The organism is Butyricicoccus faecihominis (genome assembly GCF_014648015.1).
Taxonomy (GTDB): Bacteria; Bacillota; Clostridia; order Oscillospirales; family Butyricicoccaceae; genus Agathobaculum; species Agathobaculum butyriciproducens.
Genome location: NZ_BMQH01000014.1, coordinates 1 through 16,709 on the forward strand (window position 1 = coordinate 1; position 16,709 = coordinate 16,709).

The 16,709-nt window shown below is 51.2% G+C and carries 18 protein-coding genes; 11 read left to right on the top strand and 7 right to left on the bottom strand.

Annotated features, from left to right (window positions below):
• Positions 1-336 (top strand): ABC transporter permease (locus IEY11_RS12485; protein WP_407926629.1); only part of this gene is annotated, 336 nt, incomplete at its 5' end.
• Positions 337-464: 128 nt separating this feature from the next.
• On the opposite strand, the gene IEY11_RS12490 is transcribed toward IEY11_RS12485, so the two are convergent.
• Positions 465-800, bottom strand: a complete 336-nt coding sequence (locus IEY11_RS12490; RefSeq protein WP_207727236.1) for a helix-turn-helix domain-containing protein — start codon at positions 798-800, stop codon at positions 465-467.
• A 125-nt stretch (positions 801-925) separates the two neighbouring features.
• Between IEY11_RS12490 and IEY11_RS12495 the strand changes: the two genes are divergently transcribed.
• Both IEY11_RS12495 and IEY11_RS12500 read left to right on the top strand, forming a co-directional pair.
• On the top strand, positions 926-2,122 hold the full coding sequence (locus IEY11_RS12495) for a hypothetical protein (protein ID WP_188886719.1): 1,197 nt from the start codon (positions 926-928) through the stop codon (positions 2,120-2,122).
• Between the two features lie 25 nt (positions 2,123-2,147).
• Positions 2,148-3,734 (top strand): S-layer homology domain-containing protein, encoded by a 1,587-nt coding sequence (locus IEY11_RS12500; RefSeq protein WP_188886720.1) that lies wholly within the window; start codon positions 2,148-2,150, stop codon positions 3,732-3,734.
• A gap of 37 nt (positions 3,735-3,771) precedes the next feature.
• Here the strand turns inward: IEY11_RS12500 and IEY11_RS12505 are convergent, their stop codons facing one another.
• The 4 genes from IEY11_RS12505 to IEY11_RS12520 all read right to left on the bottom strand — a co-directional run bounded on the left by IEY11_RS12505 (position 3,772) and on the right by IEY11_RS12520 (position 6,560).
• The gene (locus tag IEY11_RS12505; RefSeq protein ID WP_188886721.1) at positions 3,772-3,942 is read right to left on the bottom strand and encodes a helix-turn-helix domain-containing protein; all 171 of its coding nucleotides are present in this window, start codon (positions 3,940-3,942) and stop codon (positions 3,772-3,774) included.
• On the bottom strand, positions 3,939-4,193 hold the full coding sequence (locus IEY11_RS12510) for a hypothetical protein (protein WP_118761969.1): 255 nt from the start codon (positions 4,191-4,193) through the stop codon (positions 3,939-3,941). The genes IEY11_RS12505 and IEY11_RS12510 overlap by 4 nt, the downstream gene beginning before the upstream one ends.
• A 149-nt stretch (positions 4,194-4,342) precedes the next feature.
• The gene (locus tag IEY11_RS12515; protein ID WP_188886722.1) at positions 4,343-5,395 is read right to left on the bottom strand and encodes a hypothetical protein; all 1,053 of its coding nucleotides are present in this window, start codon (positions 5,393-5,395) and stop codon (positions 4,343-4,345) included.
• A gap of 1 nt (position 5,396) precedes the next feature.
• A complete protein-coding gene (locus tag IEY11_RS12520) occupies positions 5,397-6,560 on the bottom strand; it encodes a RecQ family ATP-dependent DNA helicase (protein ID WP_188886723.1) in 1,164 nt (387 codons plus the stop codon).
• A gap of 189 nt (positions 6,561-6,749) precedes the next feature.
• On the opposite strand from IEY11_RS12520, the gene IEY11_RS14665 reads away from it, so the two are divergent.
• Positions 6,750-7,103 carry an ATP-binding protein gene (locus IEY11_RS14665; RefSeq protein ID WP_201309158.1) on the top strand — a complete coding sequence of 118 codons (354 nt, stop codon included), beginning with the start codon at positions 6,750-6,752 and terminating at the stop codon, positions 7,101-7,103.
• Between the two features lie 438 nt (positions 7,104-7,541).
• On the opposite strand, the gene IEY11_RS12530 is transcribed toward IEY11_RS14665, so the two are convergent.
• Positions 7,542-8,816 (bottom strand): dicarboxylate/amino acid:cation symporter, encoded by a 1,275-nt coding sequence (locus IEY11_RS12530; RefSeq protein ID WP_188886724.1) that lies wholly within the window; start codon positions 8,814-8,816, stop codon positions 7,542-7,544.
• The gene (gene rfbD / locus IEY11_RS12535) at positions 8,813-9,676 is read right to left on the bottom strand and encodes a dTDP-4-dehydrorhamnose reductase (RefSeq protein ID WP_188886725.1); all 864 of its coding nucleotides are present in this window, start codon (positions 9,674-9,676) and stop codon (positions 8,813-8,815) included. The genes IEY11_RS12530 and rfbD overlap by 4 nt, the downstream gene beginning before the upstream one ends.
• A 543-nt stretch (positions 9,677-10,219) precedes the next feature.
• Between rfbD and IEY11_RS12545 the strand changes: the two genes are divergently transcribed.
• From IEY11_RS12545 to nagA, 7 genes are all read left to right on the top strand, one after another.
• Entirely contained in the window at positions 10,220-10,990 is a 771-nt protein-coding gene (locus tag IEY11_RS12545; RefSeq protein ID WP_118761683.1) for a copper homeostasis protein CutC, read from the top strand.
• Entirely contained in the window at positions 10,987-11,832 is an 846-nt protein-coding gene (gene licT, locus IEY11_RS12550) for a BglG family transcription antiterminator LicT (protein ID WP_188886727.1), read from the top strand. Before IEY11_RS12545 ends, licT begins: the two co-directional genes overlap by 4 nt.
• A gap of 370 nt (positions 11,833-12,202) precedes the next feature.
• The gene (locus IEY11_RS12555) at positions 12,203-12,694 is read left to right on the top strand and encodes a PTS sugar transporter subunit IIA (protein ID WP_188886728.1); all 492 of its coding nucleotides are present in this window, start codon (positions 12,203-12,205) and stop codon (positions 12,692-12,694) included.
• Positions 12,695-12,713: 19 nt separating this feature from the next.
• Positions 12,714-12,971: an HPr family phosphocarrier protein gene (locus tag IEY11_RS12560; RefSeq protein ID WP_116705194.1), complete on the top strand. Its 258-nt coding sequence runs from the start codon at positions 12,714-12,716 to the stop codon at positions 12,969-12,971.
• 123 nt (positions 12,972-13,094) lie between these two features.
• The gene (locus IEY11_RS12565) at positions 13,095-14,582 is read left to right on the top strand and encodes a PTS transporter subunit EIIC (protein ID WP_116705193.1); all 1,488 of its coding nucleotides are present in this window, start codon (positions 13,095-13,097) and stop codon (positions 14,580-14,582) included.
• 203 nt (positions 14,583-14,785) lie between these two features.
• Positions 14,786-15,523, top strand: coding sequence for a glucosamine-6-phosphate deaminase (nagB, locus tag IEY11_RS12570; RefSeq protein ID WP_110435539.1), 738 nt, complete (start codon positions 14,786-14,788; stop codon positions 15,521-15,523).
• Between the two features lie 15 nt (positions 15,524-15,538).
• Positions 15,539-16,651, top strand: a complete 1,113-nt coding sequence (gene nagA, locus IEY11_RS12575) for an N-acetylglucosamine-6-phosphate deacetylase (RefSeq protein WP_188886729.1) — start codon at positions 15,539-15,541, stop codon at positions 16,649-16,651.
• Positions 16,652-16,709 lie beyond the last annotated feature (58 nt).

Below are 16,709 nucleotides of genomic sequence, written 5' to 3' on the forward strand. Positions count from 1 at the left end.
TACACCCTGTCCGGTTTCATGGCAGCTCTGGCTGGTATCGTTTCCATCGGTCGTTCCGGTATCTGCAACGGCGTTAACGCAATCCAGCCGTACGATACCGACGCAATCGCAGCCTGCATCATCGGCGGCGCATCCTTCATGGGCGGCAAGGGCACCATGGTTGGTACCATGCTCGGCGCGCTGATCATCGCTGTTCTGCGTAACGGCTTCTCCCTGCTGTCCGTTTCTTCGGCAGTACAGAACCTCGTACTCGGCCTGGTTATCATCGGCGCCGTACTGCTCGACGTTACCCGTGAGCGCATGGCTGCTAAGGCTCGCCGTCTGGCTGCTAAGTAATTTTTGACACTATCCATCTCTCTCTTTTTCACGGAGGAGTCTGCGGTATGCAGACTCCTCTATCTTTTTATATAAAATCAAAGGTGGACAATCTCTGTCCACCTTATTTGCTATAATATACCTGTAAATTACTTTTCAATCGCCAGAACATTCCGCACGATCACGTTGATCCGCTCGATGCTTTCGAGCGGGAGGTCGCGGATCTGGTCACACACTTGTGCGATGACGGCATCTTTTGCGTTATTCACCGGCTGCGGATCGGCGAACAGCTCCGCCAGTGAAATGTCGAGCGCTCGTACGATCTTTTCCAGTGTTTTTATCGTCGGACTTTTCAGTCCGCGCTCTAAATGCCCGAGAAAAGCCGGATTGATTTCCGCCTGTAAAGCCAGCGTTTCCTGGCTCCAGCCGCGTAAATTTCGGAAATATCGGATTCGCTCGCCTACATTAACTTCGCAATACATCATCGTCACCTGCCCTTTGATATTAGACTATCTTGACAATTAGTATTGCGCAAATGGCTATAGGTATTGTATAATAATGTCTATAGATAGCATTGCGCCACACAAATATCACGAAATGAGGGACATTTATGAAGAAGGTTCTTTGCGGCATCATGCTTGGTACAATCATCTTATCTCTGTCAGCCTGCGGAAGCCCAAAACCGCCTGACGAAAATACAATTATGGAAGATTTACTCTCCGACAAGTACGATATTTCTACTCAATGGCTCCAAAGTTACAAAAGTGCCGATGACACCAATCAGTGTTTACCATATGAAATCAACACATTAACAATCGAAAAACGTAATACCAAGGAAGATACAGGCTACGATAGCGTTTGGTTTGATTTTACCGCTTCTAATGGCATCCACAAGTATACTGGCAGCGGCAGTGCAGTGTATAAACTCTATTCGCAGGGCGGTTGGATCATGGAAGACTGCACACTTGACAACTATACCTCAAAACCGGCAGGCAAACCTCGCGTTGCGGAAATGATGTCTGAAATCAATCTGATTAACAATCCACTGGAATTTCCAGTAGACGCATCCGCAGATAAATTCAAATTAGAAGAATACTATCTGAATACTAATGATATACCATCTGAATATAAAGATTATACCTATATACCTCAAGATGTACCGATGGCATTTTACCGCTATGCTGGCGCTGTTGGTCCCGCAGATGGATTAGATACCCAAGCCACCAATACCTTATATATTCTGCAATATGTTCCTGATACGTTTGATGGAGAATCCACAGATGAAGAAATGATGTATCGTGACTACGTTGGTTGGTCTTATTACGGAATGTGCTTCGATGATAATACGACAATGCCGGAAGGTAAAAACGAATGGCGTTTGTATTCCGCCGAACGGCTAAATGCCTATTCAGACGCTGATGAACATCCTGGACTCTTTTCCGTCACCATTACGGACGGTCAAATTACCAACGTCGATATTTTACGTACTGAATATAACAAATACTTTGTATTTTCTACTGGTGTGAATTGTGATGACAGCAATTTTCAAACCAGTTGGGCCGATGATTATGGATCTGCAATCCAGGTAACCGGTATTGCGCGAACAGATTTTCCCAATTACTCTTACGACGATCCAGGTGAGCAATCTTTGAACGGAAAACATCTGACATGCACCATTGATGGCAGCACATTGACTACGGACATGTTCTGGTGGGAACGTACTTTTTCTAATGTCGCAACGCTGGTTGATACAAGAGATCTGTCCGAGGCATTAACGCCCGAACAGATTATCGCCCGATATGAATAACTGTCATCTTAGGAGGCTTCATAAAATGAAACGACTTTTATGCGGAACATTAGCTGCATGCAGTATGTTGGCCACTGCGCAGGCAGCAGATTGTGCTTTTGCCAACCGACAGACTCGCACGATGGCTGGATGCCTGATGTATATCAATCAGGATGACACCGTTCGGATTCCAAACTACATTTCTCCGTTTGATACTGTAGATGATATCTCGGGAGCTATGTCAATCGCAACGACTGATGAACCAAGTTATATGGCGGCTTATGCTGTTATTCTTAAGGATGGTTCACTTTTAACCTGGGGCAATAATGAATATTATCAGCTTGGACGCAGCGATTCTACTGCATATCCCCAGAAAATCCTATCAGATATCGTATCTGTCAGCTGTGGTACAGTACATATGCTGGCAGTGAAAACAGATAATACCCTTTGGGGTTGGGGAGATAACAGCAGCAACCAGCTCTCAAATCTATACAATACCCAAACACCAACGCTTTTAATGACCGATGTTCAAGATGCCGTCGCGTGTGCCATTAGTTCTATGGCAATTAAAACCGATGGTTCATTATGGATATGGGGAAATGGAAACAAAAATTATGGCGAAGCTCCCGATGGCGTTTGCTATGGCAGTACACCGACCAAGGTAATGGATCATGTTATTGCAGCCTCTGGCGGCGACACCTTCTTTGTTGCAGTCAAGGATGACTACACCTTATGGAGCTGGGGTGATAATAACCTTGGTCAGTTAGGCAACGGAACTTACAACAGCTCCGTCACTCCTGTTCAGATCATGTCAAATGTGAAATCTGTCTGTGCCGGTAAAGATTTTGCTCTAGCGTTAACGAACAACGGCGATGTTTACAGATGGGGTGCCGTCAACGGACACGAAGTAGAAGGAGGCAATCTGCCTCGTAAAATCGCTGATCATGTAGTTTCCATATCAGCTGAATATTTACGCTGCAGCGCCTTGAAAAGCGATGGCACCGTACTCAGATGGGACGGCGATGAACTGATAGATAATGTAGAAAATATTAAGCTGCCTGAACGCATTTACGGCAAGCCTTCCACCTGGGCACAGGCCGAAGTAAACGAAGCCCTCAATTTACAGCTTGTTCCTGACAACTTGGCAGATAAATATCAGCAGTCCATCACACGACAGGAATTCTGTCATCTGGCCGTAAATATGCTGGAACAAAAAACCGGAAAAAATATTTTGGCTCTAACACAGGAACAGAATGTATCCGTAAATTATAACGCATTTTCCGATTGTGATGATGCCGATGTTGCTGTTATCAATGCACTAGGTATTGTCAATGGTTATGGAAACGGTAAATTCGGTCCTAATAATCGAATCACCCGAGAACAGGCTGCTACTATGCTGATGAAAACAGCTAAGGTACTTGGACTAATCGTGCCCAACAGCACCAGTATCACCTTTAACGATATGTCACATATATCGAATTGGGCAAAAGAAGGCGTGCAGTTCATCACTGCATGCCAGACCGGAAATGCACGTGTTATGAACGGTACCTCAAGTGGCGTCTTTACCCCTAAAGGCAATTACTCTCGCGAACAAGCCATTATCACGTTCAAGCGTCTGTATCAGGTATGCTAACTGCATTTCATCGTTTCATATTCATTAAGATAGCAACTCAGATATTCTGCTCAAAAAACTCCATAATCCCCGCTTTGAGCACTCTCCACTCCCGGCCGACCTTTACGGCCGGGAGTTCTTCGTTGGCGATCATCTTGCGGACCTGCTGGCGCGTTGTTTTGAGCAGGTCAGCGACTTCCTTGACGGTCAGAATTTCGTCGTTCCTCATGCCCACGGGTCCTTCCTCGAATCGGACTGCGGCAAAGTGCGAGGCTGATTATACTGCTCCTTGTAGATAAAATTGTGCAGCTCTCGCACCAGAACCTTGCGGAATCCCCAGTTGCCGTACTGATCCTCCTGCGGCTGAATGCTGTACTTGTCCGCGCAGTGTTTGAGCTCCTGCTTGCTGATTTCAAACTGTCGGCAGACCTCGTCGATGGTATAAAACTCTTTCATTCCGCGATAATCCAGATACTTCATAAAAATCATCCTTTTACATATAAGATTTGACAGCACAGATCACAGTTCACCGCAATTCATGCCATCTTATAGCTATGTTAGTGATTTCATTTCAAAAATGATAATCAAAACCCATGCCAATTCTATTGAAAAGGCATGGGTTTCGTGATTTATAGAACAAATTTCAATTCTTCGATCTCTGATTTATCCTTCAATGTAATCGGCTGAATGCCGAGTTTTTCAAACTGCTTGCGCACGGTGCGCAGCTGACTTTCGGACAGCTCGCTGTTTTTCACAGCCTGTGCATAACTTTTGCAGTCGGACAGCTTTTCGACAAGCAGCCGCATATTTTTACGAGTTGAAGCATGTTTCACGGTCTCAATCTTCGCCATACAGTCCGAATACCGCACAAACGGCAGGTCTGCGTGCAGCATTTCCATATAAGAACGGATGGTGTCCTCGGACTCGTCCATGACAGTTTTCAGGATTTTCTTGTTGCTGCCCTTAACCTGCTCAGACAGTCCGCGCTTGAACTTCGCGCCCGAGCGGGACACTTCAAATCGCAGCATTGGTGCATCGTAGTTCTCGAGCAAATCCTCCTCCATCAGCTGAAATGTCTTGTCATAGACCGTCAATGTGGTCGTTTTGCAGCAAATCCGCCACGAATGTGCGTTCTTTTTCTTACGATTTGAGAATTCTTTACCGAATGTGCACAGCTTGTACTGTTTCATGTACGGACTGCGGCGAATGACACGCAGTGCCTCGTCAACCCAGTCCTGCGAATCGGGAAAGTAGTCCAGACAGCAGTCAATGCGTGAAAGCGTCAGCTGCTCAAAATCGCAGTTCAGACCGATTTCATGCAGCAGCTTGGTCATTTCCTTATCAAGCGATTTCAGCTGATTCTCTTTCGCTTGGAATACCTTCTTGGGCACATACTCTCCATGCAGCAAAGTATGCGGATTGAGTCGAAAATGAATAAAAGATGCGAGATTTTTCGTTGTTTTATTCTTGCGGCGTACCTGCTGGTACAGATAAAGCACCACGCCCTGATTGCAGTAAGAAGTGCAGATATACTTCGTCAGACCTTTCTCGGAATGATATGTCGTGTCCGGATAAAAACTGCCGAAATTCACACTTTTTAGATGCTGAAACACCTTGTTAAAGTCCTTCTTAGACACTCTGTGAAATAATTCAATCGTGTGGATACCATATCGAAAGTCCATTTCACTCACTGTCCTTCGCAAAGCAGCCGATTACGGCATCATGCAGATCATCCGATGACTCGCAGATTGCATACAGCTCATTGACAGCTTCAACCGCACGATCATCTGTGTGCGAGATAATGTCGAGGTTCATCTGAAAGTCAGCGTCATTCCAGAGCAGCAGCGCCTTTGCACGTCTGCCGTCGCGCCCGGCTCTGCCTGCCATCTGATAGAACGACGCTGCGCTGAATGGAAGCTGAGAGACGATAATCAGACGAATATCCGGGATATTCACGCCCATACCGAACGCAGAAGTTGCAATCATGATGTGCGCCTTGCCGGAACGAAAGCGCTGCTCCTGCTTCGCTCGGTTGGATAATTTGCTGTGGCAGATGGCAATCTCATCAGCCTCGATATCACAATCTTCAATTAAGTAATCGCGCATCTCTTCCACATCACAGACACGGGTGCAGTAGATAACGATTTTGCCCTTATCAGCATATTTTAGAATTGCTTTCTTGACTTTCCCATAACGAATTGCCTCCGTTTTCACGAACACTTTCCCCAGAGAAAGGTTAGAACGCTTGAGTTTGCCGATATGTACCGTCGGATTTTTCATACGCAGACTTTTCGTGATATATGGAATATCCTCCTGCATAACAGTTGCGCTGAACGCAGCAACAACAGGGGACGAGGGCAAATCCTTGATAAATCTACCGATATTGCGGTACATTGGACGAAATTCATTACCCCATTCGGTTAGACAATGAACCTCATCCACAACGACCGTGTGCACCTTGTTCTTCTGAATTGCCTTCCACAGATGTGGATCATTCAGCCGTTCCGGTGCAACAAAGAGCGCCTGGAGTTTACCATGCTTTAATCTTTCCATAATATTGGTATTCTCTGCATTGCCGCCGTACAGGCAGCCCGCTCGGATTTCGCTGTCCTCGCAGCGCTGCACTAAGTCCCGCATCAATGCAACCGTCGGGAGAATACCAATCAGCAGATCGTTTGGGTGCATGACAACCATAGAAAGAAAGCAAATTGACTTTCCTTCCGAAGTCCGTGCTAAACCAAGTACATCTTTACCATTGAGTAAGTCTGTGATTACATCCTTCTGAAACACTTTCAGCTTCGCAATACCAAAGCTATTGCATATCATCTTTTCCTGTTTGTTTGTCATAATTTTCACTCCTGAACATAGAATTCTCGTTCAAAACTGAAATTTAGAAATTTCATCTGAACTGCCTTTATTCCATTGTTGAGAGCGTAATCAAATTATAATTTCACAGGAATAACATGATATATAATAATAATAGCAGGGGAATGGTGCGACAGGACCGAATATCCGGTCAGCGCGATACGCGAAGCCGTGCTGAACGCGCTCATTTACCGCGATTACAGCATCTATACCGAAGGAACGCCGATTCAGATCGACTTTTTCAGCGACCGTCTGGAGATCCACAGCCCCGGTTCACTGTATGGCCGTATGTCGGTAGAGGATTTGAGGGTTGCACACTCGGACGCACGCAATCCGGTGCTGGCAGTGATGACCGAGAGCCTGACCGATGCCGAGCACCGCTGCTCCGGTATTCCAACCATGCGCCGCGTCATGCAGGAGGCGGGACTGCCCGCGCCGGTGCTCATCAATCGGCAGAATGAGTGTGTTGTTGTGCTGTACAACAGCCCAACGGAAGCAAGTCAGCCGCTCGTTTCGGGCAGCTAAAACGACCGTACTGCGGCGCTGCTGCAATTCTGCCGCACACCGCGCACGCGCAAGGAAATTGCAGAGTTCCTCGGCATCCCAGATAAACCGTCCAGCCGTAAGCAGACGTTCACGACTGTACAGGGGCAAGGAGAAGTTCTGTAGCGAGTGCTCTCGGGTTCTAACAAATTTCTAACAAACCACACGAAAAACGATTCAAGAATAGAAAAATGCTTTGACTACATGGTCGAAAAACGTTTCAAATTTCTCGATTATTTGAAAAATACAGAACATTTTCTGCGATTTCAGTCGCTATTGAATTGGTGTTCGAACGGGAATAAGATCCATCCTGGACTTAAAATCCCCCGGAGTTAAACCCGTGCCGGTTCGATTCCGGCTGGCGGCACCAGAAAAACCCCGTATTTCTTACGAAATACGGGGTTTTTCTGTTAGTTTGATTTAATTCTTATTAAATACAGACTTGTTCAGTGCGCCGTCCTGATGCGCCACGATCGTGGTGCAGACAGCGTCGCCGGTGATATTAACGGCAGTACGCGCCATATCGAGGATACGGTCGATACCCATGATCAGACCGATTCCGGCAACCGGCAGACCGACCGAATCGAATACCATTGCCAACGTAACCAGACCAACCGACGGCACGCCTGCGGTACCGATGGAGGCGAGCGTTGCGGTCGCAATGACGGTCAGATAATCCGCAGGGGTCAGCTGGATGCCGAACGCCTGTGCAACGAATACAACGGCAACGCCCTGCATGATGGACGTACCATCCATGTTGATGGTCGCGCCGAGCGGGATGGTGAAGGACGAAATACGGCGGTTGACGCCGATTTTTTCCTCCAGCGTGTCGATATTCATCGGGATAGTGGCGTTAGAGGTTGCGGTCGAGAACGCAAAGCCCATAACCGGAGCGAATTTCTTGAGGAAACGCAGCGGATTGAGTCTTGTAAGCAGCGCCAGCAGAATCTGGTATACGCCGCAGCACTGGATGAACAGTGCCAGCAGCACCGCGCCCATGTACTTGAACATCGGCACCATCGCGGAGAAGCCGAGGCCCGCAAAGGTTTTGGCGATGAGGCAGAATACGCCGATCGGCGCAAGACCCATGACCATCATGGTCATTTCCATCATAATATCGTTGCCCTGCTGGAAGAAGTTCGTTACCAACTGGGTCTTATCCTGCAGCTTGGCGAGGATAACGCCGACGATCAGTGCAAACACGATAACCTGCAGCATTTCGCCGTTGGCGAGCGCACCGATCGGGTTTTTCGGGATGATGTTCAGCAGGGTTTCCGCAAAGCTGACCGAATCCGAAGAAGCGGCGACTTCGGCGGTCTGGATCTGCGACATATCCAGACCCATGCCCGGCTTGATCAGAAGACCGATGCCAAGCGCAACGGCAACCGCCATCATCGTGGTGAAAATGTAAAAGCCGATGATCTTTACGCCGACCTTGCCGAGCGTTTTACTGTCGCCGATGGCGGTGGCGCCGCAGATCAGCGAGCAGAATACCAGCGGTACGACCAGCATCTGCATCAGGCGGATAAAGCCCTGACCGACAACATAAAAAATGCCGTTTACCAGCACGTTCTGCACAAAATCCACATCAGCTGCGAACATGTTGAGCGCAATGCCGACGATTGCACCGGCGATCAGCGCGATGAAGATCTTTGTAGTCAGACCGATTTTCTTTTTCTCTTTTACTTCATTCATTTATTTACTCCCGTCTGCCGGTGGGACATGTATTCGCTCAGTGCGTCATGCCAGTCCGGCATTTGATACAAACCAGTGATGCGCAGCATCATATTGTCCAGCAGCGTAAAGCGCGGGCGCAGCGCAGTGTTCTCGGAGGCCGAGGTGACCGGCACGTTTTCTTTGCCGGCGAGGCGCAGAATTTCGCGGGCGTACTCTGCGCGGGAGCACGAGCCGTCGCACGATGCGTGAAACAGGCCGTACTCGCGGCTGTGCATCAGGCAGTCGATAAAGCTGGCGAGCGCTTTCGCCGAGGTCGGGGAGGAAATCTCATCCTCCGGCAGATGGACCGCGCCTTCCTTTGCCGCCGTATCGAGCACGCGGTCAACAAAGTCGTACGAGCCGACGCCGTACAGCCACGACGAACGCACGATAACATGCTTGTCGGTCAGTTCGCGCACGAGCTTTTCACCGGCGTACTTGCTCTTGCCGTACATCGTGGTCGGATGGGGATCGTCAAACTCACAGAAAGCCTTGGCCTCGTCGCCGCCGAATACGTCGTCGGTCGAGATCTGAATGAATTTTGCGTCGATGCGTCTTGCAGCGGTCGCCAGATTGCGGGCGCCGATGGCGTTGATCTTATACGCTTCTTCGGGGTTCTCCTCGCAGGCCTGCACGTCGGTCAGGCCGGCACAGTTAATGATGAAATCCGGATGGTTAATATCGGCAAAACGGCCGACAACGGATACATCCTCAACCGGTACATCACGGTCGCTGGTTACCAGCTTATATGCTGTGTTGCCGCCGAAACGATGACTAAGTGCGGAACCCAGTCTGCCGCTTGCTCCCGCGATCCAAACGCGGGTCGTAATACTGTTCATAAAACACCTCTCCTGTCGGCTCGGTGCAGCGGAACTGCTCCGGCGCGCATTACCCATTTTATGGGCTGTATATTCAGTATAGCACAAAATTGTTAAAAAAACAACAAAATATGCGGTCTCTTTGCATAAGTATGCTCGAATTCCTGCAAACTATCCGATTTGTGCAAAACTTGCTTGCATTTTTATACAAACTGACAAGACCGCTCAGCCGAAGAAAAGAAACAGCCAAAAGCGCGGAGAATTTTTTGGGAATATGGACGGCAAATATCTGTCAGCGCTATGATGTCCGTACACCGATCGACGGTATCCGCGGCATGGTCGAGATCAGCCGCCATTATGCGGAAAATACTGCAAATCACCTCTCTGCATACGAAGCGGGGAGGTGGTTTATTTTATATGAAAACATCTGATTTTTATTGTGCAGAATGCTGTAAAAACCTGCGTTGACCTATGCGGTTTTCGGTGATATAATTAACGGATAACAGTGTGGATCGAATCACATAATTTGCCAAGCGTTATTTTGTCTCGAAGGAGGAGCAGGAAATGAAACCGGTTCTGGAGGTTTGTGCCCACTCGGTCGAGTCTGCGGTAAGCGCGGAGCGCGGCGGTGCTATGCGGCTGGAGTTATGCGCAAATTTAATGATCGGCGGTACTTCACCGGATGAGGATCTGTTCCGCATGGTGCGGGAACGGGTTTCCGTACCGGTTCGTGTGCTGCTGCGTCCGCGCTGCGGCGATTTTTTGTATACGGAAAGCGAATTTGAGCTGCTCTGCCGTCAGGTGAAGCGCTTTGCCGCGCTCGGCGCGGACGGCATTGTTATCGGCGTGCTCACACCCGAGGGCGATCTTGACGAGGCGCGCATGGAAAAGCTGATCGCGCTTGCAGGCGGCTGTGGTGTGACGCTGCACCGTGCGTTCGATGTCTGCCGCGACCCGTTTGCGGCGTTGGAAACCGCAAAGCGGCTGGGTGTGGATACCATTCTGACCTCGGGGCAGCAGGCGGACTGCACCGCAGGCGCGGATTTGCTGCGCGCGCTGGTTGCAAAAGCAGGAGAGGATGTGCAGATTCTGGTCGGTGCAGGCGTAAATGCTGCGGTAATCCGCGCATTGCAGCCGAAAACAGGCGCGAATGCCTTTCATCTTTCCGCAAAGCGGGTGGAAAACAGCAGAATGCAGTTTCGGCGCGAAAATGTGCCGATGGGACTGCCCGGATTGAGCGAATTCAGTCTGTGGCGGTGTGATGAAAATGCAGTCCGTGCGGCGCGTGAAGCGTTTGATGCGTGCTGCGGTGCGGGGCAGGAGGCGCGGACGTGAAAATAGAAAAGGTACTCAACAACAATGTTGTGGTCGCGCTGGATGAAAACGGTGCGGAGACCGTGCTGATGGGGCGCGGTCTGGGCTTCGGCCGCCGCACAGGTGATGAAGCACCGCCGGACAAGGTAGAAAAGCGGTTCACACTGCACTCGAATCAGCTTTCCGACCGGTTCCAGCAGTTGATGACAAGCATTCCGCTGCCACATTTCCTGATGAGCGAACGCATTATCAACCATGCGAAGATCGCGCTCGGCAAGGAGCTGTCGGACAGCATTTACGTTACGCTGCCCGATCATATCTCGGCGGCCGTCAACCGCTACAAGGAGGGCATTGTGCTGCCCAATCCACTGCTGTGGGACATCCGGCAGCTGTACAAGGACGAATTCCGCGTGGGACTCAAGGCGAATGAAATCGTCAAGGAGGAGACCGGCGTGGAGTTTACGGATGATGAGGCAGCGTTTATCGCGCTGCACTTTGTCAATGCACAGCTCGGCGGTGAAATCCGCGATATTTACGACATGACCTATCTGCTGCAGGCGGTTTTTCGTATCGTCTGTGACGAATACGGTTTTTGTCCGGACAGTGAATCGCTTAATTACTACCGGTTCGTCACGCACCTCAAGTTCTACGCGCGGCGTATCGTCAGCGGAGAAGGCTACGGCGACGAGGACGGCGATCTGCTCGATGTGGTGCGGTTCAAGTATCCGAAGGCGTATGCCTGTGCGGACAAGATTCGCGCGTACGTTCAGAGGGAGAAAAATTTCCACTCCGGACAGAATGAGCTGCTGTATCTCACCATCCACATCGCCCGTGTGATGGAGCACATTGATGATAAAAAATAATCACGGAGTCCGTGCTGTACAAGCAGTGCGGACTTGCTTTTTGTGCAAAATGCAGAAAAACAACGAGAAAATTTGGCAACTAATTCGACAGGTTGCTCTTGCCAAGGTGAGAAAAGTTTGTTATACTGCAATTAACAAGTAAACAGTATCCGTTTGAAATGGATTGTTACCGCTTCGGCGGGCAAAACCAGATTTCTCGCAGGAGTTGCCATCAAAGAGCAAGTTGTATCTGTGCAGAAGTTTGGTTCTTTTTATTTTCTGTATGTTTTCGGACAAAACAGGCATACTTAAGGCAACACCGCACAATTTACTCGCAAATCACTCGTGTTCAATCATGCGGTATTGCCGAATCAAAAAGGTTGTGAGCTAAATGTTTGGTAAACTGAAAAATCTGTTTGGCGGCGACAGCGGCATCGAGATAACGGCGCCGGTTGCCGGCAAGGTGGTAGCACTGGAGGACGTACCCGATCCCACGTTCGCACAGGGCATTCTCGGTCCGGGCATTGCAATCGAGCCGACCGAAGGACGCATCGTTGCTCCGGCGGACGGCACGGTGGATGTGATGTTTGAGACCGGCCACGCCGTTTCCATGACGACGGCGGACGGCGCGGAGCTGCTCATCCATGTCGGTATCGACACCGTACAGCTGGAGGGAAAGCACTACAAGGCGTGCTGCAAGGCAGGCCAGCAGGTCAAAAAAGGCGATGTCCTCATCGAGTTTGACCCGGCGGCCATCAAGGCTGAGGGCTATCAGATTGTAACGCCCATCCTCGTGTGCAACCCGGATGCGTTCACCGTGGAGCCCGCCGCGGGCGGCACGGTCGCCGCAGGCGATGCACTGCTGACATTGAAGAAAAAGTAACGGAAAGGGAGTATTTTTCATGAAAACCGTTGAATATACCATCAAGGATGCACTGGGCATCCACGCTCGACCGGCGGGACTGCTGGTCAAGGAGGCAGGCAAGTTTGCCTCGAAAATCATGATCGCCAGCCCGAAAAAGGAAGTCGATGCCAAGCGCATCATGGGCGTGATGAGTCTGGGCGTCAAGTGCGGCGATACCGTAAAGATTACCATCGAGGGTGAGGACGAGGAGGCCGCTGCAGCTGCAATGCAGGCGTTCCTCGAGAGTAATTTGTAAGGATTTCATTTCGCCGGGTGTGAACGGCGATGAAATAGGGGGACGGAAACGGAGTTCGGCTCTCCCATCCGTCAACACAATCGGCCGCTTCGGCGGTCCACAAAATAAGGAGGGGAAACTCTTATGATGAAAAAACTGCAAAAGCTGGGCAAGGCCTTGATGCTGCCGGTAGCTGCGCTGCCGATCTGTGGTATCCTGATGGGTCTTGGCTACGCGATCGCTCCGGGCGTTATGGGCGTGCCGGGCGCGGCAACGAGCGGTGCACTGTATAACATTGGCTTCCTGCTGGTAAAGGCAGGCGGCGCGCTGATTGACCATATGGCATTGCTGTTTGTCATCGGTGTTGCAGTCGGACTATCCGACGACCGTGAGGGTACCTCGGCACTGGCCGGTCTGGTATCCTGGCTGATGATGACCAACCTGCTGAGCACCGGCGTTGTTACTACGCTGATGCCGGCCATCGCAGACGATCAGGTCAAGACGCTCGCGTTCGATAAGATCGAGAACGTCTTTATCGCGATCATCGCAGGCGTCATTGGTTCTGCGTGCTACAACCGCTTCAAAAATGCGAAACTTCCGGACTGGCTGGCATTCTTCAGCGGCAAGCGCTGTGTTGCCATCGTAACCGGTCTGGTCTCCATTCTCGTATCCGTTGTTCTGCTGTTCGTATGGCCGATCATCTTCAGCGCTCTGGTAGCTGTTGGCGAAGGCATCATCGGCATGGAAGGTATCGGCGCCGGCATCTATGCATTCCTTAACCGTCTGCTGATTCCGACCGGTCTGCACCACGCACTCAACAACGTATTCTGGTTCGATACCATCGGCCTGGGCGACCTGTCTCACTACTGGGCCGGCGACATTACCGGTCAGAACGGCGTTACCTGGAGCCTCGGCATGTATATGTCCGGCTTCTTCCCCTGCATGATGTTCGGTATTGCCGGTGCGGCTCTGGCTATGATCAAGGCTGCGAAGAACAAGAAGGCTGCTATCGGTCTGGTCCTGTCCGCTGCCATCTGTGCATTCATCTGCGGCGTTACCGAGCCGTTTGAGTTCGGCTTCATGTTCCTGTGCTTCCCGCTGTATGTTGTTTATGCAGCTCTGTACGGCATTTTCACCATCATCACCTACTATGTCGGCTTCCGCGCAGGCTTCTGCTTCTCCGCAGGCGCGACCGACCTCGTATTCTCGTCCTTCCTGCCGGCAGCGAACAACACGCTGATGATCATCCCGCTAGGTATCGCAGCATTCGTTGTATTCTATCTGGTATTCTACTTTGCGATCACCAAGTTCAACCTCAAGACCCCGGGCCGTGAGGATGAAGAAGCCGACTTCGCAGAGGTTGACAAGAATGCCAAGCTGGCAAATAACGACTTCACCGCTATTGCAGCTGCAGTCCTCGAAGGTCTGGGCGGCAAGGAAAATGTAGAATCTCTGGATAACTGCATTACCCGTCTGCGTCTGGAAGTCAAGGACGGCACGCTCGTCAACGAGAAGAAGATCAAGGCTGCAGGCGTGGCTGGCGTAATGCGTCCGTCGCAGACCGCAGTTCAGGTTATCATTGGCACCAAGGTCCAGTTCGTAGCCGACGAAATGGCAAAGATGCTGAAGTAACACTGAAAGCAATTCAACGCAGCCTGAAGTGCTCGCACACGGTTTGGAAATACAGCCGCGTGGGAACACCGAATGGTTAAGAAATCGCAACCAATCTAACTAACCTATCTTGTTTGCATATCACGATTGCGCTCCGCGCAATGGAAAGGGCGGGCACATTGCCTGCCCTTTCTATTTCCGGAGACAGAAGAAAGAGGTATTCCATGAAAATCATTCGCGCTAAGGATTATAACGACATGAGTCGCAAGGCAGCCAACATCATTTCGGCACAGGTTATTCTCAAACCGGATTCCGTACTCGGTCTGGCGACCGGTTCGTCACCGATCGGCATTTACGAGCAGCTGATTAAATGGTATAACAAGGGCGATGTGGATTTCGGCGGCTGCACGACCTTCAATCTGGACGAATATCGCGGCCTGACACCCGATCACGACCAGAGCTATCACTATTTCATGCACAAAAACTTCTTCGACGCGGTGAATGTGCCGGCAGAGCGCATCAATCTGCCGGACGGCGCGCAGCTTGACGCCGAGCGGGAGTGCAAGCGCTACGATGCAGCCATTAAGGCGGCGGGCGGCATTGACCTGCAGCTGCTCGGCATGGGCCTGAACGGACACATCGGCTTCAACGAGCCGGACGAGTATTTCTCCAAGGGCACGCATTGCGTGAACCTGACCGAGTCCACCATCGAGGCAAACAAACGCTTTTTCGCGTCGGCGGATGACGTGCCGCGGCAGGCGTACACCATGGGCGTGCAGACCATCATGCTGGCACGGCGCATCGTGCTGGTGGTTTCGGGCGAAAACAAGGCGGAAACCGTCCGCGAAGCGTTCTTCGGCCCGGTAACGCCTCAGGTTCCGGCATCCATCCTGCAGCTGCACACAGATGTTTCCATCGTAGCGGACGAGGCGGCACTGTCTAAGTGCGGCGATTTGCTCTAAAAAGGAAGAGAAGTTATGGAATTTAGCAATTTGAGGGTATATCAGCCGGACGGCACGTTCAAAACCGGCGGACTGTCCATCTCGGGCGACCGGATTGCATCCGCAGAGGTGAGCGCGGATGCGGTGGATATGGGCGGTCTGTACGCCGTGCCCGGACTGGTCGATCTGCATTTTCACGGCTGCATGGGCCACGATTTCTGCGACGGCACGCATGAGGCTATCTCCACACTGGCAAAGTATCAGGCACAGATCGGCGTGGCCGCCATCTGTCCGGCGACTATGACCTATCCGGAGGACAAGCTGACACAGATTGCCGAAGCCGCCGCAACCTATCAGGCGGAGAGTAATGACGCGGCGCTTGTGGGCATCAACATGGAAGGCCCGTTCATTTCCGAGGCGAAAAAGGGTGCGCAGAACGGCGCTTATCTGCATGCGCCGGACGCGGCCATGTTCCGCCGGGTGCAGGAAAAAGCCGGCGGTCTGTTCAAGCTGTGCGATCTGGCACCTGAGCTGCCCGGTTCGATGGAGACGATCGATGAGCTGGCAGGCGAGGTGCGTATCTCGATTGCGCATACGACAGCGGATTATGACACCGCCTGCGAAGCCTTCAAGCACGGAGCCCGGCAGGTGACCCATCTGTACAACGCCATGCCGCCGTTTTCGCATCGGGCACCGGGTGTGATTGGTGCGGCCTTTGACAACGATAACGTGGCGGTTGAACTCATCGCGGACGGCGTGCATGTGCATCCGTCGGTCGTTCGCGCGACGTTCCGGCTGTTTGAGAACCGTGTTATCCTGATCTCGGACAGCATGATGGCCACCGGACTGGATGACGGCGAGTATTCGCTCGGCGGACAGGCGGTTACCGTGCGCGGCAACCTCGCCACACTGCACGACGGCACGATTGCGGGTTCCGCAACCAACCTGATGGACTGCGTGCGCTCGGCGGTCAAGATGGGCGTTCCGCTCGGTCAGGCGATTCGGTCTGCGTCTACCAATCCGGCGCGCGCTATTGGCATTGAGCACGATTACGGCTCTCTCGAGCCGGGCAAGCTGGCCAATGTGCTCCTGCTGGATGAGGAGCTGAACATTCACACGATTCTGCTGCGCGGCAGAATGCTGGGCTGAACAGCGCTTTGATAAAGAAATGAAATGAAAAGAACCGGCATCGAAAGATGCCGGTTTT